Below are 22,553 nucleotides of genomic sequence, written 5' to 3' on the forward strand. Positions count from 1 at the left end.
GAGCGTTGATGGATCCGCTCATGCAGCACTACGTGGTGTTCGAGACCGCGCGGGGGTTCTGCGGCCTCGCCTGGGGGCAGGCCGGCATCACGCGCTTCCAGTTGCCGACCGCCAGCGCCGCCGCGGCCGAGCGCCATCTGTTGCGCCGGGTGCCGGAGGCGCGGCGGGGCACGCCGACGCCGGAGATCGCCGCGACCATTGCCGCCGTCCAGCGCTACTTCACCGGCGAGGCGGTCGACTTCTCGTCGGTGCGGCTCGATCTCGGCGCGCAGCGGCCGTTCTTCGCGCAGATCTATGCCGCGCTCCGCCGGGTCGGCTGGGGCGAGACCACGACCTATGGCGCACTGGCCAAACAGCTCGGTGCCGGGTCCGAGGCGGCGCGCGACGTCGGGCAGGCGATGGCGCGCAATCCGGTGCCGCTGATCATACCCTGCCATCGCGTGCTGGCGGCGGGCGGCAAACTCGGCGGCTTCTCCGCGCCGGGCGGCGCCGACACCAAAGCGCATATGCTGGAGCTCGAAGGCGTCCGTCGCGCCCCGCCCGAGCCGGCGCAGCGCTCGCTGGATTTCTAGAGCACGCGCCGATCAGATTGCAGCGCAATCTGATCGGATAACGCGTTCTCTACTAGTCGATTAGAGACTGATTTACCGATCAGGTTGTCTCAACCTGATCGGATCAGCTCTAGCTTTTCAGCTTGCCCAGCACCTCGATCAGCTCGGACACCTTCTCGCGCTGCTGCTCCGGATCGCCCGAGCGGATGGCGTGCTCGACGCAATGGGCGACATGGTCGCGCAGCACTTCCTCCTCCACCTTCTTCAGCGCGGCGCGCACCGCCGCCACCTGGGTGACGATGTCGATGCAATAGCGGTTGTCCTCGACCATGCGCGAGAGGCCACGCACCTGCCCCTCTATGCGGCTGAGGCGTTTCAGACAGGCATTGCGCGTATCGTTCTGCATTCTTGCCATATACCCACGTGGGGTATATATAGCAAGTCCTACATACCCATATGGGGTATATTGCAGGAGATGGGGTCATGGCGGAAATCGAGCGCGAGCCGAAGAAGGCGGGCGGGTCCTGCTGCGGCGGGCACGGGGCTCACGCAGGGCACACGCATGATGCTCCCGCTCACGCGCATGACCATACGCAGGAGCACGCAGGGCATTCGCACGCGGAGCATTCCCACGCCGCCCACGCCTCCCATATGGCGAAGGACCCGGTCTGCGGCATGGATGTCGATCCGCACACCGCGACCTTGAGGGCCGACCACAAGGGCATCACCTATTATTTCTGCGCGCCGGGCTGCCGCAGCAAGTTCATCGCCAACCCGGAAAAATATCTCGGCGACGAGGCCCCCGCCGAGCCGGTGCCGGAAGGCACGGAGTACACCTGCCCGATGCACCCGGAGATCCGCCAGATCGGCCCCGGCACCTGCCCGATCTGCGGCATGGCGCTGGAGCCGCTGCTGGTCAGCCTCGACAACGGCCCGAACCACGAGCTGATCGACATGACCCGCCGGTTCTGGATCGGCCTCGTGCTCACCGTGCCGGTCGTCGCGCTGGAAATGGGCGCGCATCTCGTTCCGGGGCTGCACCACCTCGTGTCCCCAAGCCTGTCGAACTGGATTCAGCTGGTGCTGGCGACGCCGGTCGTGTTGTGGGCCGGCTGGCCGTTCTTCGTGCGCGGCGGACAGTCGGTGGCGACGCGCAACCTCAACATGTTCACGCTGATCGCCATCGGCACCGGCGTCGCCTATCTCTACAGCGTGGTTGCCGCTCTCGCGCCGGATATCTTCCCGCCGGCCTTCCGTGGCATGGACGGCAGCGTCGCGGTGTATTTCGAAGCGGCGGCGGTCATCACCGTGCTCGTGCTGCTCGGCCAGGTGCTGGAGCTGCGCGCCCGCGAGCAGACCTCCGGCGCCATCAAGGCGCTGCTCGACCTCGCGCCGAAGACCGCGCTGCGCATCAACGCCGACGAGAGCGAGGAGGAGATCCCGCTCGACCAGGTCGCGGTTGGCGACCGCCTGCGCGTGCGCCCCGGCGAGAAGGTGCCGGTCGACGGCAAGGTGGCGGAAGGCCGCTCGGCGCTGGACGAATCGCTCGTCACCGGCGAATCGATGCCCGTCACCAAGGTGGAGGGCGATCATGTCATCGGCGGCACGCTGAACCGCTCGGGCGGGCTCATCATCGTCGCCGAGAAGGTCGGGCGCGACACCATGCTGGCGCGCATCGTGCAGATGGTGGCGGAAGCGCAGCGCTCGCGCGCGCCGATCCAGCGGCTGGCCGATCAGGTCGCCGGCTGGTTCGTGCCGCTGGTGGTCGCCTGCGCCATCCTCGCCTTCATCGCCTGGACCATCTGGGGTCCCGACCCCAAGCTGACGCATGCGCTGATCGCCGCCGTGGCGGTGCTGATCATCGCCTGTCCCTGCGCGCTCGGCCTCGCCACGCCGATGTCGATCATGGTCGGCGTCGGGCGCGGCGCGCAGATGGGCGTGCTGATCAAGAATGCCGAGGCGCTGGAGCGGATGGAGAAGGTCGACACGCTCGTGGTCGACAAGACCGGCACGCTCACGGAAGGGCAGCCTTCCGTCACCGCCATCGTGCCGGCGGAAGGCTTCGAGGAGGCCGAGGTGCTGCGGCTTGCCGCCGCCGTCGAACGGCCCTCCGAGCACCCGCTGGCGCGCGCCATCGTCATGGCGGGGCAGGCGCGCGACCTCGACATTCCCAAGGTGCGCGGCTTCGACTCACCCGCCGGCAAGGGCGCCTATGGCCTCGTCGAGGGCAAGCGGGTGACGCTCGGCAGCGCCGCGTTCCTCAAGGAACTCGGCATCGACACGGCGGCGCTGGCCGCGCCGGCGGACGAGTTGCGCCGCGAGGGCGCGAGCGCCATCCTCGTCGGCATCAACGGCAAGGCGGCGGCCGCCATCGCCATCGCCGACCCGATCAAGGCCTCGACGCCGCAGGCGCTGAAGGATCTGGCGGCCGAGGGCATCCGCGTGGTCATGCTCACAGGTGACAACCGCACCACGGCCGAGGCGGTGGCGCGCCGGCTCGGTATCACCGAGGTGGAGGCCGAGGTCGCGCCCGACCAGAAGGCGGCGGTGGTGGCGCGGCTGAAGGCGGAGGGCCGCATCGTCGCCATGGCCGGCGACGGCGTGAACGATGCGCCCGCGCTGGCCGGCGCCGATGTCGGAATCGCCATGGGCTCGGGCACCGATGTCGCCATCGAGAGCGCGGGGGTGACGCTGCTGCGCGGCGACCTCGGTGGCATCGTCAAAGCGCGGCGGCTGTCGCAGGCGACGATGCGCAACATCCGCCAGAACCTGTTCTTCGCCTTCATCTACAACGGCGCCGGCGTGCCGATCGCGGCGGGCGTGCTCTACCCCGTCTTCGGCCTGCTGCTCTCGCCGATGATCGCCGCGCTCGCCATGTCGCTGTCCTCGGTCAGCGTCATCGGCAACGCGCTGCGGCTGCGGGCGACGAAGCTCTGAGAGCCTGTTTGGAAACTCGTCATCGCCGTCATCCTGAGGTGCCCGGCCACAGGCCGGGCCTCGAAGGATGCTGAAGCAGGGCGCCCGGACGAGCATCCTTCGAGGCTCGGGCTCCGCCCGAGCACCTCAGGATGACGTCGTTCTGTTGATATGAGGAATTTCAAACAGGCTCTGAGCTCCAAAAGAAAACCCCGCTCCCGGATATCCTCCGGGAGCGGGGCGGGAGCCGGAAGGGAGCGGCTCTCGAAGACCCGGACCGGCGGGGGCAGGTCCGGGGCGGGGTCTCGGAAAAGGTTACTCGGCGGCCATGCGCAGCATCGGCGCCGGCGCTTCGACGGGCATCGCGCTGGCGACCTTGGCGGCGATGATCTCGGCGGTGGCGCAGGAGAGAGTCCAGCCCAGATGCCCGTGGCCGGTGTTGTAGAACACGCCCGGCTTCGCGCCGGCATCGACGCGCGGCATCATGTTCGGCATCATCGGCCTGAGGCCAGCCCACGGCACGGCGCGCTCGGTGGAGACGCCGGGGAACAACTTGCGCACCCAGTCGGTCAGCGGGCGGATGCGGTCGGCGCGGATGTCGCGGTTCTCGCCGTTGAACTCGGCGGTGCCGGCGACGCGGAAGCGGTCCTTGCCGAGGCGTGAGGTGACGATCTTGGTCTTGTCGTCCAGCAGGCTCACCCACGGCGCGGCGTTATGGCTTTCCTCATCGTCAAGCATGACGGTGATCGAATAGCCCTTCACCGGATAGATGTTCACCCGGTCGCCGAGCTGGGCGCCGATGGCGCGCGAACCGATGCCGGCGCACACCACCACCGCGTCGAAGGCGAAGGTCTCGCGGGTCGGCGCGGCATCCTCGGCGTCGGGGGCGATGGTGAGGGCGATCTCGACGCCGGTGCCGTCCCGGCCCTTGCCGGTATGGGTCACGCGATCGACGCTCGCCTCGTTGATGAAGCGCACGCCCTTGGCCCGGCAGACCTCGGCGAGGCCGAAGGTGAATTTGTGGATGTCGCCGGTCGAATCCGACGGGGTGAAGAAACCGCCATAATAGGTGCCGTGCAGCGTCGGCTCGATGGCGCGGATCTCGGAAGGCGTCACCTCGCGGCGCTCGAGGCCGCCGGCCGCATAGAGCGCGGAGATCGCACGGGCGCCATCCTGGGCCGCCTTGTCGCGGTAGATGTGCAGGATGCCGCGCGTCTCGTGGTTGAAGTCGATGCCCTCGCGGCGGGCGATGTCGAACATGTAGTTGCGAGCCTGGATGGCGAGGCGGGTGGTCTCGACCGTGTTGGCCTTGTAGTTCGGGATGTTGGCGAGGAACTCGGCCATCCAGCTGTATTTGTGCCAGGAGGGCATCGGGTTCATCAGCAGCGGCGCGTCGGGCGTGAACATCCACTTGATGCCCTTGAGCACCGTGGCCCAGGAGTTCCACACTTCCGCGTTGGAGGCCGAAAGCTGGCCGCCATTGGCGAAGGAGGTCTCCATCGCCGCATAGCGCTGGCGATCGATGACGGTGACGTCGTAGCCCTTCTCATTGAGAGCATAGGCGGTGGTGATGCCGGTGATGCCGGCGCCGATAACGGCAATCTGGCGCATGGGGAACTCCCGCGCTTGAGGACGACGAGGCTCGAACGCTTTGGCGTCCGGCCGGCTGTCCCCATCTGTCGCGGTACCTGAGAGCTCGCCCCGAGACGGACGGCGGCGCCGTCCGGAAATCCCGGGCTTCCCCTTCGGTGGACGTCCTAGCGCTGAATGACCGGCGCCGACGCCTCTCTCCAGATCGTCCTGATCATGCGGTCCGTGGTGCCTGAGAGTTTCCTGGGGGGTTGCTCCGTCGGCGCCGACACGTGTCCTGGGAGGAGGACTGTCGGTCTCTCCCGCATGAACATTAGCAGACGGCTATATGCATCGCACAAAAGCATGCTTGTTTCAAGGGCAGAGAGGGTGTTCGCACGGGTTTGAACCTGCGACCTTGGTCGTGGGAAGTCCTCACACGCTCGCCGCATCCAGCCCGAGGTCGAGGATCGGCGCGGAGTGGGTGATCCAGCCGACCGAGATGAGATCGACCCCGCTCGCCGCGATCGGTCCCACCGTCTCGCGCGAGACGCGGCCCGAGGCTTCGGTCAGCGCCCGCCCGCCGACGATGGCCACCGCCTGCCTCAAGGTCGCCGGGTCCATATTGTCGAGCAGCACCGCGTCGACCCCCTCAGTCATCGCCTCGTCGAGCTGGGCCAGCGTGTCGACCTCCACCTCGATCTTCACGAGATGGCCGGCATGCGCCTTGGCGGCGCGGATGGCGGGGGCGACGCCGCCCGCGACGGCGATGTGGTTGTCCTTGATCAGCACCGCGTCGTCGAGGCCGAAGCGGTGGTTCGAGCCGCCGCCGGCGCGCACCGCGTGCTTTTCCAGCGCGCGCAGTCCCGGCGTGGTCTTGCGGGTGCAGACGATATGCGCCTTGCCATGCTGGCGGGCGATTTCCACCAGGCCGGCCGTGGCGGTGGCGACGCCGGACATGCGGCAGGCGATGTTCAGTGCCACGCGCTCGGCGGTGAGGATCGACCGGGCCGAGCCAGACAGCCGCAGCACCACGTCGCCCGGCGCGACCGTCGTGCCGTCGCCGCGCTCGACCGCTACCTTGAGCGACGGATCGATCAGCTCGAAGGCGATCACCGCCGCATCGATGCCGGCGATCACGCCCGGCTGGCGCGAGGCGATCACCGCCTCGAAACGGGCCTGCGGGGGGATGCAGGCGTCCGTCGTCACATCGCCGGCGCGGCCGAGGTCTTCCAGCAGCGCGGCGCGCACGATCGGCTCGACCATCAGGCGGGGGAGGGGGGTAAGGGTCATGGTCAACTCATCCGTTTTAGGGCGACGTCATCCTGAGGTGCGAGCGGAGCGAGCCTCGAAGGATGGGGATCCAGGCGCGCCATCCTTCGAGGCCCGGCGATGCCGGGCGCCTCAGGATGACGTGGTTCGGGCGAGGGGAAATGGGCTGTCCTCACGCCACCTGTCGCGTCTCGACGGCGTCCGCCACCGTCTCGGCAAGGCGGGTCTCCGAATGCCGGGCCATCGCCGCGGGTGTGGGGAAGTCGGCGCGGAAATGGCCGCCGCGGCTCTCCTCGCGCGTCAGCGCGGCCTCCGCCACCAGAAGCGCGATAAGCGAGAGGTCGTCGCCGTCGCGCTCGCGGAGTTCGCCGAGGCGTTGCGCGGCAGCCCCGAGCGTCGAGGCCTCACGCACCACGCCGACCTGCGCATCCATCAAAAGGCGGATCTCCGCCCGTGCCGGCGAGGGGCCTCGCAGGGTGGCGGGCGCCGCCATCGCCGCACCGGAAGGCGCCGCGCTGCCGGCAATATCGGCGGCGATCCAGTCGGCATAGGCCAGTGCTTCCAGCAGCGAGTTGCTGGCGAGCCGGTTGGCGCCGTGCAGCCCGGTGGAGGCGACCTCGCCGCAGGCCCACAGGCCCGGCACGCTGGAGCGCCCGGCGTCATTCACCGCGACGCCGCCCATGTGGTAATGCGCCGCCGGCCGCACCGGAATGGGCTGGCGCGCCGGGTCGAGCCCATGGGCGCGGCAGAGCGCGACCACGCCGGGAAAGCGCCGCTCGACATCCTTCAAGCGCGCGTCGAGCACCACCTGCCGGCCGGCGGCGATCTCGGCGAAGATGGCGCGGGCGACGACATCGCGCGGGGCGAGTTCCTGGCCCGGCATCTCGATCATGAAGCGTTCGCCGCGCTCGTTGAACAGCTTCGCGCCCTCGCCGCGTAGCGCCTCGGTGGCCAGAGGCATAGGGTCGGCGCCGACCGCCATGGCGGTGGGGTGGAACTGCACGAATTCCATGTCGCGCAGCACGGCGCCGGCACGGGCGGCGAGTGCCAGCCCCGAACCGACCGCGCCGAGCGGATTGGTGGTGGAGGCATAGAGCCCGCCGAGCCCACCGGTCGCCAGCACCACGGCGCGGGCATTGAGCGCGGTGACGCGCCCTTCGCGGTCGCGCAGCGCGACGCCGCGCACCTCGCCAGCGTCATCGGCCAGCAATTCGCAGGCGCGCACGCCCTCGATGACATGGATGGTCGGGCAGGCGCGCGCCGCCCGCGCCAGCGTCTCCAGCACCACACGGCCGGTGCCGTCGCCCTCGGCATGGACGATGCGCCGGCGGGAATGTGCGGCTTCCAGCCCGAGCGCGAGGCTGCCATTCGCGTGGCGGTCGAACGGCGTGCCGATAGAGACCAGCCAGTCGATGGCGCTGGGCGCGGCGGCGGCGATGCGCCGCGCGACGAGCGCTTCGGACAGGCCGGCGCCGGCCTTCAGCGTGTCGATGGCGTGGTAGTCGGGCCGGTCGTCCTCGCCCATGGCGGCGGCGATGCCGCCCTGCGCCCAGCCGGTGGCGGCCTCCGCGCCGAGCGGAGCGGCGACGACAAGCGTCACCGGCAGCGGGGCAAGGCGCAGCGCGGTCGCAAGGCCGGCGACGCCACCGCCGATGACGACGACATTCTCAGGCGAATGGCTCACGAGAAATGCCCTCCGGGCATGAGAGGCGGAAGATCGAGGCGTGGAGCCGGCGTCAGCGTATGGCGAGCATGCGCTCGACGGCGAGGCGGGCGCGATCGGCGATGGCCGGGTCGATCTCGACCTGGTGGGTCATCGTCTCCAGCGCGCGGCGGATGCTCGGCAGGGTGATGCGCCGCATATGCGGGCAGAGGTTGCACGGCCGCACGAACTCGATGTCGGGGTGGTTCACCGCGACATTGTCGGCCATGGAGCATTCGGTGATCAGCACCACGCGGGCCGGCTTCTCGTCGCGCACATAATCCGCCATGCCGGCGGTGGAGCCGGCATAATCGGCCTCGGCGACGACCTCGGGCGGGCATTCGGGATGCGCCAGCACGACGACGCCGGGATGGTTCTCGCGCAGGTCGCGAATGTCTTGCGGGGTGAAGCGCTCATGCACCTCGCAATGGCCCTTCCAGGCGATCAGCTCGATCTCCGGCACTTCCTTCTGCACGTTCTGCGCAAGGAACTCGTCCGGCAGCATGAGGATGCGGTTGACGCCCCATTCTTTCGCCACGGCGCGCACCACCTTCACGGCGTTGCCGGAGGTGCAGCAATAGTCGCTTTCGGCCTTCACCTCGGCCGAGGTGTTGACATAGGTGACGACGGGAACGCCGGGGTAATGCTGCTTGAGCAGCCGGATGTCGGCGGCGGTAATGCTCTCGGCGAGCGAGCAGCCCGCCTGCATGTCCGGCATCAGCACGGTCTTGCCGGGGTTCAGCAGCTTGGCGGTCTCGGCCATGAAGTGCACGCCGGCCATGACGATGACGTCGGCGTCTACGGTCACAGCCTCGCGGGCGAGCGCGAGGCTGTCGCCGACGATGTCCGCCACCGTGTTGAAGATCTCCGGCGCCTGATAATTGTGCCCGAGCACCACGGCGTTGCGCTCGCGCTTCAGCCGCTCGATGGCTTCGACTTCGCGCGCGATGAGCGGCCATTCGGCCGGCGTCACATGCTTCGACACGCGGGCATAGAGGTGTGCCAGAGGGGCGGGGGCCGTGGCGGGGGCGAAGGCTTCCGGCGCGAGGGCGTCTGTTTCCTGGCGGACGGCGACATTCATATCCAGCACCGCTTCCTCCCTTATGCTCGTTATGAGTATAATTTGGGCCAAAGAAGACCGGGCGTGGCGCCCGGCTGATCGAGGCTTATGCTAGGACTGAGTATAAGTCGCTGTCAACTGTTCGTCACAAAAGTTTCGGCGCCGCCGGGGCAGGCGTCAGGGCATGCTGACCGGAGGCGGCTCGACCGGCCCTGCGCTTTCCTCGGCACGTGCCTTTTCGCGGTGGCGGGCACGGCGCCGGTCGAGCCGCCGGTCCAGCGGCAGCACCAGCACCAGCAGAACCAGCGTGACCACCAGCGACAGCACGATGAGGTGCCAGGAGGCGAGGGCGCAGGCGACCCCGAGCGCCGCCGTCACCCACACCGTCGCCGCCGTCGTCAGGCCATGGACCCTGAGCTTGTGCCGGCTGTGCATCACCACGCCGGCGCCGAGGAAGCCGATGCCGGTCATCACGCCCTGCACGATGCCCTGCACCACGCGGCTGGTCGCATCGGGATGGCCCTGAATGCCGTCGACCCGCATGGCGGTGAGCGAGATAAGCGCCGCGCCCATGCAGACCAGCCCGAGCGTGCGCATGCCGGTGGGCTTGCCGCGCAGATCGCGGTTCAGGCCGATCAGCATGCCGCAGACGACGGCCGCCAGCAGCCGCAGCAGCGCCTCGATATCCCGCGGCGAGAGAATGTCCACGAACGCCCCCATCACTGCCCACGCTTGTGCGGAGGTTTTGTCTCCAGCGGCACCGCCGCCGCGCGGAAGCCGCCCCACGGATCGGCCGCGAGATTGGCAAGCCGCACCGGCGTGTTGTCGAGGGTGAACTGCGCCGCGCCAGCGATGTCGTCAAGTTCCTCCCACGCCACCGGCATCGACACCGCCGCTCCCGGCCGCGCCCGCGTGCAATAGGCCGCGACGGCGGTGGCGCCGCGTGCGTTGCGCAGGTAATCGATGAAGATGTGCCCTTCGCGCCGCGCCTTGGTGGCCACGGCGAGATAGCGGTCCGGGCTGTCGGCGGCCATGGCGTCGGCAAGCGCCCTGGCGAAGTCCTTCGCCGTCTCCCAATCCGCTTTCGGTTTCAGAGGGATGACGACATGCAGGCCCTTGCCGCCCGAGGTTTTGACGAAGGAGGGCAAGCTCGCAGCCTCAAGACGGTCGCGAATTTCCTTCGCACCGGCAACCACCTGCGTCCACCCCACGCCCTCGCCGGGGTCGAGGTCGAAGATGACCATGTCCGGCTTTTCGAGGTCGGCGAGCGGGGCGCCCCAGGGGTGGATCTCCAGCGTGCCGGCCTGCACCAGGGCGATCAGCCCGTCGAGATCGTCGATGAACAGCAGCTCCTCGCCATCCCTGTCCTTGCGGATCCCGATCGCCTTGTTGATCCCTTTCCAGGAGTGCTTCTGGAAGAAGCAAGCCTCGGCGATCCCGTCCGGGCAGCGCAGCAAAGCGAGCGGGCGGGCAATGACGAAGGGGGCGATAAAGCGCCAGACCTCGGCGTAGTAATCCGCGAGCCGCTGCTTGGTGATGCCGTTCTCCGGCCAGTAGACGCGGTCGGGATGGGTAAGCTTGACCTGAGAGATAGGGCTGGCGGTGTTGGACATGCACGCTCCGCATCATCGACGCTGGCGATGGAGCCTACCGCAATAAGGCCCTGACGTCCGGGCATGTTCCATCGCGCCGGTACGCGAACCTGCGGATCAGCCTCGTCTTATCTGCGCGATCAGCGCCTCGACCGCGGCGGGATAGCCCGATGGGCCCAGCCCAATGATGCAGCCGGTGACCACCGCGGAGAGCGGCGAGTGATGGCGGAAGCTCTCGCGCTTGAACACATTGCTCACATGTACCTGGATCGCCGGCTTGGCGACGGCCGAGAGCGCGTCGGGTATGCCGATGGAGCCATAGGACAGGCTGCCGGCATTGATGACGATACCGTCCGCCGCCGTGCGCGCCTCCTGGATCCAGTCGATCAGCACGCCCTCATGGTTCGACTGGCGGAAATCCACGCTGGCGCCAAGGCTCTCCGCACGGGCGCGGCAGCTCTCGGCGATGTCCTCGATGGTGAGCGTGCCATAAGGCCCGTTCGGGTCGAGCCCGTACAGGTTCGTGTTGGGTCCGTTGAGGACGAAGAGGCGCAGCGGCGTCGGCGCGGTCATGCGGGGAAGGCTCCGGAAGGGATCAGGCGGCGCGCTCGCGCGGGCGTGTCTCGGCCATGGAGGGGCGCGCGTCGAAGGCGTCGAACCATGCGGCGGCGGCGGGGCGGCCTTCGCGCCAGTTCAGGTCGGCATAGCGGAAGTCGAGATAGCCGAGCGCGCAGCCGAGCGTGATGGTGCCGATGGTCGGCGTCGCGGGAAGCGAAGGCGCGAGCGCCTCGATGCGGTCGAGCGCGCCGCGCACCTTGGCGAGTTGCGCCTCCGTCCAGCCGGCCCAGCGCAATTCCTGCGGGCGCATCACCGTCTCGTAGCGATTGGCGATGGCGGCATCGAGCAGGCCGTCGCCGAGCGCCTGCTGGGTCAGCGCCGCCCAGCGCGCCGGGCCCGCCGGCGGAAACAGCGCGGCGTCGCCGGCCGTGGCGGCGAGGTATTCGCAGATCACCGGGCTGTCGAACAGCGTGATGCCGTCATCGAGGATGAGCGCGGGAATCTTGCCGAGCGGGTTGTGTTCGACAAGCGCGGGGTCGCGCTGCAGCGGGCTCGCGGGGTTGAACTCGATCGCGACGCGGTCCGCGAGGCCGAGTTCGCGGATGACCGCCATCACCTTGCGGACGAAGGGGGAGGTGGGTGCGTGGAGGAGCTTCACGGTGTCTGGTCCTGTGCGCCGATGGCGGCCAGCGCGGCGCGCCCCACCTCGACATCCTGTTCCCCCGTGCCCGAGCCGACGCCGATGCCGCCGACGCAGACACCCTCGATGACGATCGGCAGGCCGCCGATGAGGTTGGTGAGCCGCTGGCCGGCGGCGTGCTGCAGGAAGGGCGCGTCGACCGGCTTGAGCCGGCCGCTGGGCTGGCGGTGCGAGGCGGCGGTGATCGCCTTGGACAGCGAGGTCTCGCGCGACAGCAGCTTGGCGCCGTCCATGCGGACGAAGGCGAGCAGGTTGCCGCCCTCGTCGACGATGTTGATGTTCTGCGGCACGCCCATGGCGGTCGCTTTCTCGACGGCGGCGGCGAGCATCTTCAGCGCGCCCTCATGGGTGAGCTTGAGGGCCGGGCGGGTGATCGACATGGCGGGTATCCTTATGCGTCGCCGGGCACGCCATAGGACGGCGCGGTGGAGGGATCGAGGGCGCGGGTGACATAGGCCTCCATCTGCGGCTTCCACAATTCCCACAGCGCGGCGAATTCGGCCATCACGTCGCCCTCGGACCAGTCGATGCGCAGATCCGCCACCGGCCAGGCGACCTTGTCGACGATCAGCATGCCGACCGAATGGACGGGGCCTTCCTCGCCGCCCGCGGCCACCGCCGCCTGCATGGCCGCAACCAGCCGGTCGCCCAGCGGCGCGTTGGGGCTCGCCTCGAAGGCGGCGACCATGGCGTTGGGCACATCCGGCGAGGCGAGCAGATTGCCCGCCGCCGCCACGTCCCGGCCATAGGCGATGGCGTGGGTGCCGAGCGTCTTCGCCCCGGAGTGGCCGGCGGCATTGCCCTCGCGACCCAGCACCACGACCTGCCGGTAGTCAAAGAACGGCGCCTCGGCCCTGAAGCGTGCCAGCACGTCCTCGGGCGAGAGGCCCTGCGCCAGCAGGTCCAGCCCCTTGGGGCCGAGTGTCGGGTCGGTGATGTTCTGCGTCGCCACCACGCCGACCCCGGCGCGGGCATGGGCGCAGCGCGCCGCCACCGCCGGGGAGGAAGACGACACGGCAATGCCGAACATGCCGGTGCGCGCGCAGCGCGCGGAGATGGAGAAGGTCACGCGCGCCCCCGATCAGGCGGCGTCGGGGATGACGGCGGTGACCTCGATCTCGACCAGCCATTCCGGCCGGGCGAGCGCGGGCACCACGAGACCGGTGGAGCAGGGGAACACGCCTTCCAGCCACTTGCCCATTTCGAGATACACCGCCTCGCGGTAGCGAATGTCGGTGAGGTAGACGACGATGCGGCAGATGTGGCTCATCTCGCTGCCGGCTTCCTCCAGCAGCATCTTGATGTTGGCCATCGCCTTGGCCGCCTGCGCGCCGGCGTCGCCCACATGCAGGCTCTCGCGGGTGTCGAGATCCTGCGCCACCTGCCCGCGCAGGAACACCATGGTGCCGCGCGCGACCACGCCCTGTGACAGGTCGTTGTTGAGCTTCTGCTCCGGATAGGTCTGCTTGGTGTTGAACGGGCGGATGCGCTTGTGCGTGGGCATGGAGGCTACTCTTTTCTGGAGGGTCGTCAGCTGAAGGTGTCGAGCGGTGCGCCGAGCCGGGCGGCGAGCCGCTGCATCAGGGCGCAGGCGGATGCCAGCTCATCGAGGCCGATCCATTCGTCCGCCTTGTGGGCGCGGGCGATGTCGCCCGGTCCGCACACCACTGTGGGGATACCGGCCGCGTGATAGAGCCCCGCCTCGGTGCCGAAGGCGAGGGTGACGGGGGCCTCGTTGGAGCCGACAAGAGCGGAGACCAGCCGCACGGCGGCGCTGTCGGCCGGCGTGTCGAGGCCGGGATAGTCGCTCAGCGTCTCCACCGAAATGCCGGCTTCCGGCGCCTGCGCGGCAAGCCGGGCGTGGGCCTCATGGATGACCGCGTCGATGCGGGCATTGAGCGCGGCGACGTCGGTGCCGGGTAGGGTGCGCGCCTCGAATTCGAGGCTCGCGCGATCCGGCACCAGATTGAGCGCCGTGCCGCCATGCAGCGAGCCGACATGGAGGCTGGTGAAGGGCGGCTCGAAGGCCTCGTTCGTCACCTCGCGCAACTCGCGGCCGAGTGCGAACAGACCGACCGTGACTTCGGCGGCGGCCTCGACCGCATTGGCGGCGCGGTGCAGCAGCGCTGAATGACCGCCCCGGCCGATGAAGGTGAGGCGGCGGGCGAACTTGCCCTTGTGGGCGCGGGCCACCCTAAGCGAGGTCGGCTCGCCGACGAGGCAAAGCGCTGGCGGCGCGGGCAGCTTCGCCACCTCCGTCACGAGGTCCGGCGCGCCGAGGCAGCCCAGCTCCTCGTCATAGGAGAAGCAGAGATGGACGGGGGCATGGGTCGCCGCCGCCTTGAACGCGCCGACATGCGCTAGCACGACGGCGAGGAAGCCTTTCATGTCGGTGGAGCCGCGGCCATAGACACGACCGTCGCGGATTTCCATGCGGAACGGGTCGCTCGACCAGTCCTGTCCCTCCACCGGCACCACGTCGGTATGGGCCGACAGCGCGATGCCGGGCCGGTCGGCCGGGCCGATGGTGGCGAGGATAGAGGCCTTGTCGCCGGCTGCGTTCGGAATCAGGCGGGCTTTGACGCCCTCCGCCTTCAGCAACTCGACGATATAGCCGGCGATGGCGAGATTGGAGCGAACGCTCACCGACTCGAAGGCGATGAGGTCCTTCAGTACGTCGAGCGTCCGGTCGAGCGACGGCGATGTTTCCGCCGCCGATATGCCATTCCCGGCCGTCGCCCGTACGTTCATGCGCTCACGCGGCCTGCAGCTTGTGATAGCCGCGGTTGGAATAGACCAGCGGCTTGGTCTCCAGGCTCTCCACCGCCAGCACCTCGCCGGCGATGATATGGTGGGTGCCGAACTCGAACACGCTGGCGATCCGGCAGTCGAACCGGCACAGCGCGCCGCGCAGCACGGGAGCGCCGGTGTGCAGCGCGTCCCATTGCGCCACCGCGAAGCGATCCTCGCGCAGTTCCGGGATCAGCCCGGCGAAGCTGTCGGCCACGCGGTGCTGGTCATGGGCGAGGATGTTCGCCGCGAACACGCCGTTGGCCGTGAGCGTCGGCAGCACCCGGCTGCCCTTGTTGAGGCAGAACAGCACCGAAGGCGGCTCCATCGACAGCGAACAGAGCGAGGAGACGGTCACGCCGCCCCGTCCGGCCTCGCCGTCGGTGGTCACGACGGTCACGCCCGAGGCGGTGAGCCCCATGGCCTGACGGAACAGGGCGACGTCGATGCCGGCTCCTGGCTCGCTCATTTTCCGGTTCCCATCACCTTGTCCGACAGGCCGGCCGCCTTGCGCACGAAGTCCAGCGGGCCGGAGAAGTCGAACGAATTGTAGACCGCGTTCAGATGGTTGAAGTGCGGTGCCTGGGCGAACTGCACGAAGGTCAGCCGGTGGCCAGCATAATCCGAATTCAGCAGGTCGCGGGCGAAGGCGAGCAGCTTGCGCCGATCCTCCGATTCCCACTGCTTGTTCAGCGAGTAGAACTTCTTCAGCCAGTCGCCGGAGCCTTCCGCCTCGAAGGCGGCCGAGTTCGGCGTGACGCAGATCTGGCCGCCGCACAGCTCGCGGGCGATGTGCATCATCGCCGGCAGGTTGGCGCAGGCATGCACGCGCCCGGCATAGAGCAGCGACTGGTTCGGCATCAGCAGGCCGCCGGGGCTCTTTTCCGCCAGCGTGATCGCGGCGGTGAGGTGGGCGTTTATGCCCTCGCGGTAGCAGACGAGGTCGGCGAGCTTCTCGCGCACCGACTGCAGCTTGTCGAGGCCGGTCTGCTTGGCGTTGAACATCGCCGCGCCGATCATCATGTCGGCGACGTAGAGCAGGCGATGTACATAAGGAAACGCCGAATAGCGGTGCAGCGTCGCGCGGATGTACTGGGCCGCCTTCGTGTGGCGGTAGAAAAACACATTTTCCCAGGGAATCAGCACATTGTCGAAGATGACGAGGGATTCGACCTCGTCGAACTTGTTGGCGAGCGGATAATCCTTCGGGTTGGTGCGGCCGGCGAAGGAGGAGCGGCAAATCTGCTTCACGCCCGGCGCGCCCATCGGGATGATGCCGCCCACCGCGTAGTCGGACAGCGTCTCGTTGGTCCAGGCGCCGACGGTCGGCTTGAGGAAGGCCTGGTCGGCGTAGGCCGCGGCCGTCTCATACTTGGCGCCGCGAATGATGATACCCGCGTCGGTCTCCTTCACGACATGCACCATCATGTCGGGATCCTGTTCCTGGGGCGGCAGGGAACGGTCGCCCTTGGGATCGGTGTTCGCCGAAATGTGGAAGATGTCATTGTCGAAGATGTTCTGGACGTGTTTGTCGACGTTGTCGGCGAAGCGGGGGTCGAACTCCGCGAGCACGTCACGTCCGTCGATGAGCGACCAGACTTCGCCGATCGTCTCATCACCGACGCGGGTTACGACGCCGCCAATGTCCTGCATGACCGCGTCGACGGCCTCGACCTTGTCGGTCCAGTCCTTGGTCTCGCGCGGCGGCTTGTAGAAAATCGTATTGCGCTTGTTGTCTTCGACATAGGTGAGGCGATCCTGATACTTCGCCTCATGCGCCATATCGTACATGCGGGCCCGGACGTCGACGATGGGCTTGAAGGCCGGGTGCTGGGTGACATCCTTCACCCGCTCGCCGTCCATCCAGATTTCGCGGCCGTCCTGAAGTCCCTGCCGATACTCGTCGCCTGTGCGGATCATAAAGTGCATCCTTTTCCTATGAGGAAATATTGCGCTTGCCTCATAGATCGGTAAAATATTTTCATTCGTTGCTCGACATAGATAAATCCGATGAACGTCTCACTCCGCGCCCTGCGCTACGTCGTGGCCACCGCCGACTTCGGCAACCTCACCGAAGCGGCCAAGCATCTGAACGTCTCACAGCCCTCGATCTCGGCGGCCATCGCCCAGTTCGAGGCGGAGTGCGGCGTGCAGGTGTTCGTCCGTCACCATGCAAAAGGCGTGACGACCACCATTGCCGGCACTCGCATCGTCAACGAGGCGCGGCTGCTGCTCAATCATGCGCGCGATTTCGGGCAGAATGCCCGCGCCATGGCCGATGAGGTGCGCGGCGAGATTGCCGTGGGGTGCTTCTGGACCATCGCCACCCATTTCATGCCGAGCCTGCTCTCGCGCTTCGCCGAGACCCATCCGGGCATCACGGTGAGCCTCGACGAGGGCGACCAGCAGCAGATTCTGGAGGGCATCGTCTCCGGCCGCACCGAGCTGGCGCTGTCCTATGAATTCGCCCGGCCGGAGGAGGTGGTGGCGGAGCCGCTGGCCGAGCTGCCGCCCTATGTGGTGCTGCACCCCGACCATCCGCTCGCCCAGCGCGAGCGCATCAGCCTTGCCGAACTGCGCGACGAGCCGTTCATCCTGCTCGATCTGCCGCATTCGCGCGACTACTTCATGAGCTTGTTCCGCGCGGTCGGCGTCGAGCCGCACATCGCCTTCCGCTCGCGCGCCTATGAGCTGACGCGTGGCCTGGTCGGGCATGGGCGGGGCTACACCATCCAGAACGTTCTGCCGCGCACGCAGATCACCCATGATGGCGGGCGGGTTGCCGCCGTGCCGCTGACCGACCGGCTGGAGCCGGTGCGCCTCGTCTCGCTCAAGCTGCGCCGGCAGGCGCCGCGCCCGGCGGTGGAGGTTTTTGCCCGCCATCTCAAGGCGTGCTTCTCGCCGGGCGGCATTTTCGAGCCCGGCACCCTCTCGCCGCGCACCACCGTGCGCTAAACGGATCGTCCGGTCCGCTCCATAGCCGGCCTCTATCTTCTGCATCGTGAAACTGTTGTCCGTGCCGGGGCTTGGCCGTTGCCGCCCGGCCTCCCGGCTCGCTACTGTCCGCCCCTGTTTTTCCCTTGAGTGAACCGGCGTCCCCCTTTGCCGGAATGTGATGCCGAGTGTGACGCGATGAGTTGGCTGAGGGTTCTCAAGGCCACCGATTACAAGACGACGCCCTGGAAGAACGGCGGGGGTGTCACGCAGGACATCCTGCTGCTGCCGGAAGATTCCACTCAGGAAAATTTCGACATCCGGCTGAGCCTCGCGCCGATCGTCACCGAGGGGCCGTTCTCGTCCTTTCCCGGCATCGACCGCCATATCACCCTGCTCAGTTCCGGGGCACTTGACCTCGTCTTCGGCAGCGAGACGCGCAGTTTGAAGCGGCTGGAGCCGCTTTATTTCGACAGCGTGCAGCAGCCCGTCTCGAAGCTGCCGGACGGGGCGGTGCGAGTGCTCAATGTGATGACGCGGCGCGGGCGCTGGCATGCGCAGGTCATGCCCGCGAGCGGCGGCAAGGAGCCGCTGCTGGCGGCACCGGATGGCGGCCTGGTCATTCTCCATGCCGTCACCGGGGTCTGGCAGGTCGGGCACAGCCTGGGTGCGGCGCTGGTGCATCCCGGCGAGACGCTGGTCTCGCGCGAGGAATCCACGCTGCGCGCCAGCTGCGATGCCAGCGGCGAGGCGGTGGTGGCCTTCCTGTCGCCCACCGGGTCACGCTGATCCGATTGCATCGTCTGCGACTATCTTAAGAAACAGGTAAAAGTATTTTTCTATCCAGTCCGCTGGCGCGACATTTCCTGACAAGAAAATTTCGGGCCAGAGAGCGGAATGGAATGAGGCGGTCTCACACAGGATCGTGGAGCCGGGTCGCGCGGGTATGCTGCGGTTTTCCCCTTGGAAAGGACGCAGCATGAGTCGCGATGCATTGGTGTTCTACAGTCCGGTCGACGATCCGGTGGCTTGGCGCGAGGCGCTGACCGCGGAACTGCCGGACCTCGATTTCCGCGTGGATCCGGAGGTCGGCGATCCCGCCGATATCCGCTACGCCCTCGTCTGGGTGCCGCCGAAGGGCTTCTTCGCCCGCTTTCCCAATCTCCAGCTCGTCACCAATCTCGGCGCCGGCGTCGATGCGCTGGTGCGCCGCGACGATCTCGTGCCGGTGAAGTTCTCCCGCCTCAACGACCCCGGCATGGTGGCGATGATGACGAGCTATGTCGTCTTCGCCGTCACCCGCTATGCCCGCGATATCCCGGTCTTCGAGCGCGCCAAGCGGCGCGGCGAATGGGACTATGTGCATCCGCGCGCGCTGTCGGACATCAAGGTGGCGGTGCTCGGCCTCGGCGAACTCGGCGGCCCGGCGGCGCGCACCCTCGCCGCGATGGGCTTCACCGTCACCGGCTGGTCGCGCTCGAAGAAGGACATTGAAGGCGTCAGCTCCGAGACCGGCCGCGACGGGCTGGAGCGGGTGCTGGCCGGCAACGAGATCATCGTCAGCCTGCTGCCGCTCACCCCGGAATCGCGCGGCATTCTCGGGGCGCGCGAACTGGCGCTGATGCCGAAAGGCGCCAAGTTCGTGAACGCCTCGCGCGGAGCGGTGGTGGACGAGGCGGCGCTGATCGCGGCGCTGCGCTCGGGCCATGTCGGCGAGGCGACGCTCGACGTGTTCGAGACCGAGCCGCTGCCGCCGGGCCACCCCTTCTGGACGCTCGACAACGTGCTGATCACGCCGCATCTCGCCAGCATCACCGTGCCGAAGCTGGCCGCGCGCGACGTGGCGGAGAGCATAAGACGCGTTCGGCAAGGGCTTGCGCCGCTGCACGAGGTGGATCCCGGCCGCGGCTACTGAGCCGCCACGGCGGGCGACGAGACTTCCGGGCGGCGCAGATCGCCCCAATCAAAGAGGTGGAACTTGAAGAAGCTTTGCATTGCACTCGGTGCGCTGGTCATGATGGCCAGCACAGCGTCGGCCCAGGAGAAGCTGATCATCAGCACCTGGGGCGGCAACTGGAAGGAAGGCGTCGCCATCGTCGGCAAGGAGTTCACCAAGCGCACCGGCGTCGAGGTGGAGTACATCACCGGCGGCACGCTGGATCGCCTGGCCAAGGCCAAGGTCGCGCGGGCCAACCCCGAATCCGACCTCATCAACACCACCGCCCATGTCGGCTATCTCTATCATTCCGACGGTCTGATGGAGAAGCTTGACTGGTCGAAGATCCCGAACGCCGCCAAGCTCTATCCGATGGCGAAGCGCTCGGACTACACGGTCGCGGACTATGTCTATGTCTACACCCCGGCCTTCCGTACCGACCTGATGCCCAAGGGCTTCAAGGTCGACAGCTGGGAAGACCTGTGGGGCGCGGACGTCGCCGGCAAGCTCGGCCTGCCCGATTTCGATCCCTCCCATGTCATCATCGCCGCCACCAAGCTCGCCGGCGTGAAGCCGGAAGAGTGGGAGAAGGTGCAGCCGAAGCTGTTGGAGCTCAAGAAGAGCATCAAGGCGTTCTACCAGTCGGACGCCACCAGCCAGAACCTGATCCGCACGGGTGAGACCCCGGTCCAGGTGCTGCTCAACATCAACGGCTACCACATCCAGAAGCTCGGCATTCCCGTCGAGATCGACGTGCCGAAGGAAGGCGCTGTGGCCGGCACCGATGTGTGGGGCATCAACGCGAATTCCAAGAAGAAGGCGCTGGCCGAGCAGTTCCTCAATATCGCGCTCGAGCCGGAAATGCTGGCCAAGCTGTGCAACTTCCACAAGTGCTCGCCGATGAGCGGCGAAGCCAAGCTCGATCCGGAAGTCGCCAAGCTGCCTGGCATCTTCACCAGCGAGGAAGCCATCACCAAGGGCGCCATCGTGCTTGACGACAAGACCTATGCCACGCTGCTGCCGGTGTGGAAGGCCTGGTTCACCGAGAACATGATGCACTGAGGAACATGGTCGCATCCGCGACGATGCCATTGGTGCGGCGTCATGGCCGGGCTTGTCCCGGCCATCCACGTCTTCCCGCGCATGGGCGTCATCCCGGCCGGAGGCGCAGCCGGAGAGCCGGGGTCGCCTTTCATTCCGGAAGCGATCCCGGATCGGCCGGTCGGCCGTCCGGGATGATGACGTTGAAGGCGCAGCATCGCCCGCTCATTGCGAACCAGGCCGAGACCCGATGACCCAGCGCCGCCCCTTCTTCGTCACCTTCCTTGCGCCCGCCGTGCTGACGGCCGTGATCCTCGCGGCCGCCATCTTCGAGGTGCTGCAATACAGCGTGCGTGAGTTCATTCCCGGCTCGCTGGACGTCGGCGGCCTGACGCTCGACAATTTCACCCGCATCAATCGGCCGATCTACTGGCTGGTGCTGGCGGACACCTTCTACATCAGCCTGCTCACCGCGATCTTCTCGCTGCTGCTGAGCTATCCCGTCGCCTTCGCGCTGGTGCGTGCCAAGCGCGACTGGGTGCGCTCGCTGCTGGTCTCGCTGTCGATCACGCCGCTGTTCACCGGCGAGATCGTGCGCACCTTCTCCTGGATGCTCACCCTCGGCTCGGACGGCTTCGTCAATTCCATCCTGCGCAAGCTGTCGATCATCGATATGCCGCTCCAGCTGATGTACACGCGCTTTGGCGTGGTGGTGGCGCTGGTGCAGTTCTCCATGCCGGTGATGATCATCCTGCTTGCTACTGCCATCTCCCATGTCGACCGCGACTGTGAGAAGGCCGCCGCCAATCTCGGCGCGAGCCCCGGCGCGGTGTTCTGGCGCATCACGCTGCCGCTCACCATGCCGGGCATATTGTCGGGCATCGTCGTGGTGTTCGCCTGGACCATGAGCGCTTTCTCGACGCCGCAGCTGATCGGCGGCGGCAAGGTGCTGATGATCTCCAACCTTGCCTATCTCCAGGGATTTTCGGTGCTGAACCTGCCCTTCGCCGCCACGCTGAGCCTGATCGCGCTCGTCGCCGCGCTGGGCAGCCTCGCCTTGATGAAAACCGTGACCGGGCGCGTCGAGAAGCGCCTCGCCATCAACTGAGGGAGGGGCACATGCGCAGCTTCGCGTTCTGGAGCCTGGTCGTCGCCATCCTCGTCTACATGACGCTGCCGACGCTCGTGGTGCTGATGACCTCGGTCAACCCGACCGAAATCCTCGCCTTCCCGCCGGAGGGGATTTCCTTTCAGTGGTACGAGAAGGCGCTGACCTATCCCGACTTCCAGATCGCCTTCAGGAACGGGTTGATCGTGACAGGCTGCGCCTCGACGCTGGCGCTCATCGTCGGTTCGGCCTTCGCCTGGCTGGTGCAGCGCTATGAATTCAAGGGACGCGGCCTGTTGGAGGCGGTGCTGTGGTCGCCGCTGATCATCCCGCACTTCACGCTCGGCTTCGGCTTCCTGCTGCTCGGCGGCGCCTTCGGGCTGCAGCAGGGCTATGTGATGATCGTGCTCGCCCACATGGTGCTGGTGATGCCGTTCGTGACCCGCGCGGTCTATGTCAGCCTGTCCAATGTCGATCCCAATCTGGCGCGGGCGGCGGCCAATCTCGGCGCCTCGCCGTTCAACGTGCTGACCCGCATCGAGCTGCCGCTGGTGCTGCCCGGCATGGCGGGAGGCTGGCTGATCGCGGCCGTGCTGTCGCTGACCGAGTTCACCGCCTCGCTCTATGTGACGGGCTCGCGCACCCAGACGCTGCCGGTCGCCATGTACAACTACATCCGCGAATATGCCGACCCGACCGTGTCGGCGATTTCGTCGATGCTCATCATCGCCACCACGATCATCATGTTCATCGCCGACCGCGCCTTTGGCCTGCGGCGCGTGCTGGCGATCGACACCCATTGAACGATACGTGCCGGAGAGCCG

The 22,553-nt window shown here is 67.5% G+C and carries 22 protein-coding genes, 1 pseudogene and 2 riboswitches; of the genes and pseudogenes, 8 read left to right on the forward strand and 15 right to left on the reverse strand.

Annotated features, from left to right (window positions below; translation table 11 throughout):
* Nucleotides 1-8 precede the first annotated feature (8 nt).
* The gene (locus ACO2RV_RS01275; RefSeq protein ID WP_423288984.1) at nt 9-572 is read left to right on the forward strand and encodes a methylated-DNA--[protein]-cysteine S-methyltransferase; all 564 of its coding nucleotides are present in this window, start codon (nt 9-11) and stop codon (nt 570-572) included.
* A gap of 109 nt (nt 573-681) precedes the next feature.
* Here ACO2RV_RS01275 and ACO2RV_RS01280 read toward each other — a convergent pair whose 3' ends face one another.
* Nucleotides 682-957 carry a metal-sensitive transcriptional regulator gene (locus ACO2RV_RS01280; RefSeq protein ID WP_423288986.1) on the reverse strand — a complete coding sequence of 92 codons (276 nt, stop codon included), beginning with the start codon at nt 955-957 and terminating at the stop codon, nt 682-684.
* A gap of 77 nt (nt 958-1,034) precedes the next feature.
* On the opposite strand from ACO2RV_RS01280, the gene ACO2RV_RS01285 reads away from it, so the two are divergent.
* On the forward strand, nt 1,035-3,488 hold the full coding sequence (locus ACO2RV_RS01285) for a heavy metal translocating P-type ATPase (RefSeq protein WP_423288988.1): 2,454 nt from the start codon (nt 1,035-1,037) through the stop codon (nt 3,486-3,488).
* A gap of 294 nt (nt 3,489-3,782) precedes the next feature.
* On the opposite strand, the gene ACO2RV_RS01290 is transcribed toward ACO2RV_RS01285, so the two are convergent.
* The 14 genes and pseudogenes from ACO2RV_RS01290 to ACO2RV_RS01355 form a co-directional block, all read right to left on the reverse strand.
* A complete protein-coding gene (locus ACO2RV_RS01290) occupies nt 3,783-5,078 on the reverse strand; it encodes a D-amino acid dehydrogenase (RefSeq protein ID WP_423288990.1) in 1,296 nt (431 codons plus the stop codon).
* 63 nt (nt 5,079-5,141) lie between these two features.
* Nucleotides 5,142-5,263: riboswitch (glycine riboswitch) on the reverse strand.
* A 3-nt stretch (nt 5,264-5,266) separates the two neighbouring features.
* Nucleotides 5,267-5,372: riboswitch (glycine riboswitch) on the reverse strand.
* Between the two features lie 99 nt (nt 5,373-5,471).
* Nucleotides 5,472-6,329 carry a carboxylating nicotinate-nucleotide diphosphorylase gene (gene nadC / locus ACO2RV_RS01295; protein ID WP_423288992.1) on the reverse strand — a complete coding sequence of 286 codons (858 nt, stop codon included), beginning with the start codon at nt 6,327-6,329 and terminating at the stop codon, nt 5,472-5,474.
* Between the two features lie 151 nt (nt 6,330-6,480).
* Nucleotides 6,481-7,992, reverse strand: a complete 1,512-nt coding sequence (locus ACO2RV_RS01300) for an L-aspartate oxidase (RefSeq protein WP_423288994.1) — start codon at nt 7,990-7,992, stop codon at nt 6,481-6,483.
* A 52-nt stretch (nt 7,993-8,044) separates the two neighbouring features.
* Nucleotides 8,045-9,091, reverse strand: a complete 1,047-nt coding sequence (nadA, locus tag ACO2RV_RS01305) for a quinolinate synthase NadA (RefSeq protein WP_423289857.1) — start codon at nt 9,089-9,091, stop codon at nt 8,045-8,047.
* A gap of 156 nt (nt 9,092-9,247) precedes the next feature.
* Nucleotides 9,248-9,790 carry an MgtC/SapB family protein gene (locus ACO2RV_RS01310; protein WP_423288996.1) on the reverse strand — a complete coding sequence of 181 codons (543 nt, stop codon included), beginning with the start codon at nt 9,788-9,790 and terminating at the stop codon, nt 9,248-9,250.
* Nucleotides 9,790-10,665 (reverse strand): annotated as a pseudogene (gene ligD / locus ACO2RV_RS01315) (non-homologous end-joining DNA ligase); the annotation flags it as partial. The pseudogene ligD and the gene ACO2RV_RS01310, both read right to left, overlap by 1 nt.
* Before the next feature lie 114 nt (nt 10,666-10,779).
* Nucleotides 10,780-11,235 carry a type II 3-dehydroquinate dehydratase gene (locus ACO2RV_RS01320; protein ID WP_423288998.1) on the reverse strand — a complete coding sequence of 152 codons (456 nt, stop codon included), beginning with the start codon at nt 11,233-11,235 and terminating at the stop codon, nt 10,780-10,782.
* A gap of 22 nt (nt 11,236-11,257) precedes the next feature.
* Nucleotides 11,258-11,878, reverse strand: a complete 621-nt coding sequence (locus ACO2RV_RS01325) for a glutathione S-transferase (RefSeq protein ID WP_423289000.1) — start codon at nt 11,876-11,878, stop codon at nt 11,258-11,260.
* Nucleotides 11,875-12,300, reverse strand: a complete 426-nt coding sequence (locus ACO2RV_RS01330) for a GlcG/HbpS family heme-binding protein (RefSeq protein WP_423289002.1) — start codon at nt 12,298-12,300, stop codon at nt 11,875-11,877. The genes ACO2RV_RS01325 and ACO2RV_RS01330 overlap by 4 nt, the downstream gene beginning before the upstream one ends.
* A gap of 11 nt (nt 12,301-12,311) precedes the next feature.
* The gene (locus ACO2RV_RS01335; protein WP_423289004.1) at nt 12,312-12,989 is read right to left on the reverse strand and encodes a DUF1028 domain-containing protein; all 678 of its coding nucleotides are present in this window, start codon (nt 12,987-12,989) and stop codon (nt 12,312-12,314) included.
* A gap of 12 nt (nt 12,990-13,001) precedes the next feature.
* Nucleotides 13,002-13,424: a RidA family protein gene (locus tag ACO2RV_RS01340; protein ID WP_423289006.1), complete on the reverse strand. Its 423-nt coding sequence runs from the start codon at nt 13,422-13,424 to the stop codon at nt 13,002-13,004.
* Between the two features lie 26 nt (nt 13,425-13,450).
* Nucleotides 13,451-14,671 (reverse strand): acetylornithine deacetylase, encoded by a 1,221-nt coding sequence (gene argE, locus ACO2RV_RS01345; RefSeq protein ID WP_423289008.1) that lies wholly within the window; start codon nt 14,669-14,671, stop codon nt 13,451-13,453.
* Nucleotides 14,672-14,675: 4 nt separating this feature from the next.
* The gene (locus tag ACO2RV_RS01350; RefSeq protein ID WP_423289010.1) at nt 14,676-15,179 is read right to left on the reverse strand and encodes a flavin reductase family protein; all 504 of its coding nucleotides are present in this window, start codon (nt 15,177-15,179) and stop codon (nt 14,676-14,678) included.
* Nucleotides 15,176-16,630, reverse strand: coding sequence for a 4-hydroxyphenylacetate 3-hydroxylase family protein (locus ACO2RV_RS01355; protein WP_423289012.1), 1,455 nt, complete (start codon nt 16,628-16,630; stop codon nt 15,176-15,178). The genes ACO2RV_RS01350 and ACO2RV_RS01355 overlap by 4 nt, the downstream gene beginning before the upstream one ends.
* 90 nt (nt 16,631-16,720) lie before the next feature.
* Between ACO2RV_RS01355 and ACO2RV_RS01360 the strand changes: the two genes are divergently transcribed.
* From ACO2RV_RS01360 to ACO2RV_RS01385, 6 genes are all read left to right on the forward strand, one after another.
* Entirely contained in the window at nt 16,721-17,665 is a 945-nt protein-coding gene (locus ACO2RV_RS01360; protein WP_423289014.1) for a LysR family transcriptional regulator, read from the forward strand.
* A 177-nt stretch (nt 17,666-17,842) separates the two neighbouring features.
* On the forward strand, nt 17,843-18,433 hold the full coding sequence (locus tag ACO2RV_RS01365) for a HutD family protein (protein ID WP_423289016.1): 591 nt from the start codon (nt 17,843-17,845) through the stop codon (nt 18,431-18,433).
* 190 nt (nt 18,434-18,623) lie between these two features.
* Nucleotides 18,624-19,559 (forward strand): 2-hydroxyacid dehydrogenase, encoded by a 936-nt coding sequence (locus ACO2RV_RS01370; protein WP_423289018.1) that lies wholly within the window; start codon nt 18,624-18,626, stop codon nt 19,557-19,559.
* A 63-nt stretch (nt 19,560-19,622) separates the two neighbouring features.
* Complete coding sequence (locus ACO2RV_RS01375) at nt 19,623-20,642, forward strand: ABC transporter substrate-binding protein (RefSeq protein ID WP_423289020.1); 1,020 nt, start codon at nt 19,623-19,625, stop codon at nt 20,640-20,642.
* A 229-nt stretch (nt 20,643-20,871) separates the two neighbouring features.
* Nucleotides 20,872-21,729 (forward strand): ABC transporter permease, encoded by an 858-nt coding sequence (locus ACO2RV_RS01380; RefSeq protein WP_423289022.1) that lies wholly within the window; start codon nt 20,872-20,874, stop codon nt 21,727-21,729.
* A gap of 11 nt (nt 21,730-21,740) precedes the next feature.
* Nucleotides 21,741-22,532, forward strand: a complete 792-nt coding sequence (locus ACO2RV_RS01385) for an ABC transporter permease (RefSeq protein WP_423289024.1) — start codon at nt 21,741-21,743, stop codon at nt 22,530-22,532.
* Nucleotides 22,533-22,553 lie beyond the last annotated feature (21 nt).

It is taken from the genome of Ancylobacter sp. VNQ12 (assembly GCF_049445835.1).
In the GTDB taxonomy this organism is placed as follows: domain Bacteria; phylum Pseudomonadota; class Alphaproteobacteria; order Rhizobiales; family Xanthobacteraceae; genus Ancylobacter.

Excerpts from the sequence above, each read along its gene's own strand:
- ACO2RV_RS01275 (WP_423288984.1), top strand. The coding sequence starts at position 9 with ATGGATCCGCTCATGCAGCACTACGTGGTGTTCGAGACCGCGCGGGGG.
- ACO2RV_RS01280 (WP_423288986.1), bottom strand. The coding sequence starts at position 957 with ATGCAGAACGATACGCGCAATGCCTGTCTGAAACGCCTCAGCCGCATA.
- ACO2RV_RS01285 (WP_423288988.1), top strand. The coding sequence starts at position 1,035 with ATGGCGGAAATCGAGCGCGAGCCGAAGAAGGCGGGCGGGTCCTGCTGC.
- ACO2RV_RS01290 (WP_423288990.1), bottom strand. The coding sequence starts at position 5,078 with ATGCGCCAGATTGCCGTTATCGGCGCCGGCATCACCGGCATCACCACC.
- nadC (WP_423288992.1), bottom strand. The coding sequence starts at position 6,329 with ATGACCCTTACCCCCCTCCCCCGCCTGATGGTCGAGCCGATCGTGCGC.
- nadA (WP_423289857.1), bottom strand. The coding sequence starts at position 9,091 with ATGAATGTCGCCGTCCGCCAGGAAACAGACGCCCTCGCGCCGGAAGCC.
- ACO2RV_RS01310 (WP_423288996.1), bottom strand. The coding sequence starts at position 9,790 with ATGGGGGCGTTCGTGGACATTCTCTCGCCGCGGGATATCGAGGCGCTG.
- ACO2RV_RS01320 (WP_423288998.1), bottom strand. The coding sequence starts at position 11,235 with ATGACCGCGCCGACGCCGCTGCGCCTCTTCGTCCTCAACGGACCCAAC.
- ACO2RV_RS01330 (WP_423289002.1), bottom strand. The coding sequence starts at position 12,300 with ATGTCGATCACCCGCCCGGCCCTCAAGCTCACCCATGAGGGCGCGCTG.
- ACO2RV_RS01340 (WP_423289006.1), bottom strand. The coding sequence starts at position 13,424 with ATGCCCACGCACAAGCGCATCCGCCCGTTCAACACCAAGCAGACCTAT.
- argE (WP_423289008.1), bottom strand. The coding sequence starts at position 14,671 with ATGAACGTACGGGCGACGGCCGGGAATGGCATATCGGCGGCGGAAACA.
- ACO2RV_RS01350 (WP_423289010.1), bottom strand. The coding sequence starts at position 15,179 with ATGAGCGAGCCAGGAGCCGGCATCGACGTCGCCCTGTTCCGTCAGGCC.
- ACO2RV_RS01355 (WP_423289012.1), bottom strand. The coding sequence starts at position 16,630 with ATGATCCGCACAGGCGACGAGTATCGGCAGGGACTTCAGGACGGCCGC.
- ACO2RV_RS01360 (WP_423289014.1), top strand. The coding sequence starts at position 16,721 with ATGAACGTCTCACTCCGCGCCCTGCGCTACGTCGTGGCCACCGCCGAC.
- ACO2RV_RS01365 (WP_423289016.1), top strand. The coding sequence starts at position 17,843 with ATGAGTTGGCTGAGGGTTCTCAAGGCCACCGATTACAAGACGACGCCC.
- ACO2RV_RS01370 (WP_423289018.1), top strand. The coding sequence starts at position 18,624 with ATGAGTCGCGATGCATTGGTGTTCTACAGTCCGGTCGACGATCCGGTG.
- ACO2RV_RS01380 (WP_423289022.1), top strand. The coding sequence starts at position 20,872 with ATGACCCAGCGCCGCCCCTTCTTCGTCACCTTCCTTGCGCCCGCCGTG.
- ACO2RV_RS01385 (WP_423289024.1), top strand. The coding sequence starts at position 21,741 with ATGCGCAGCTTCGCGTTCTGGAGCCTGGTCGTCGCCATCCTCGTCTAC.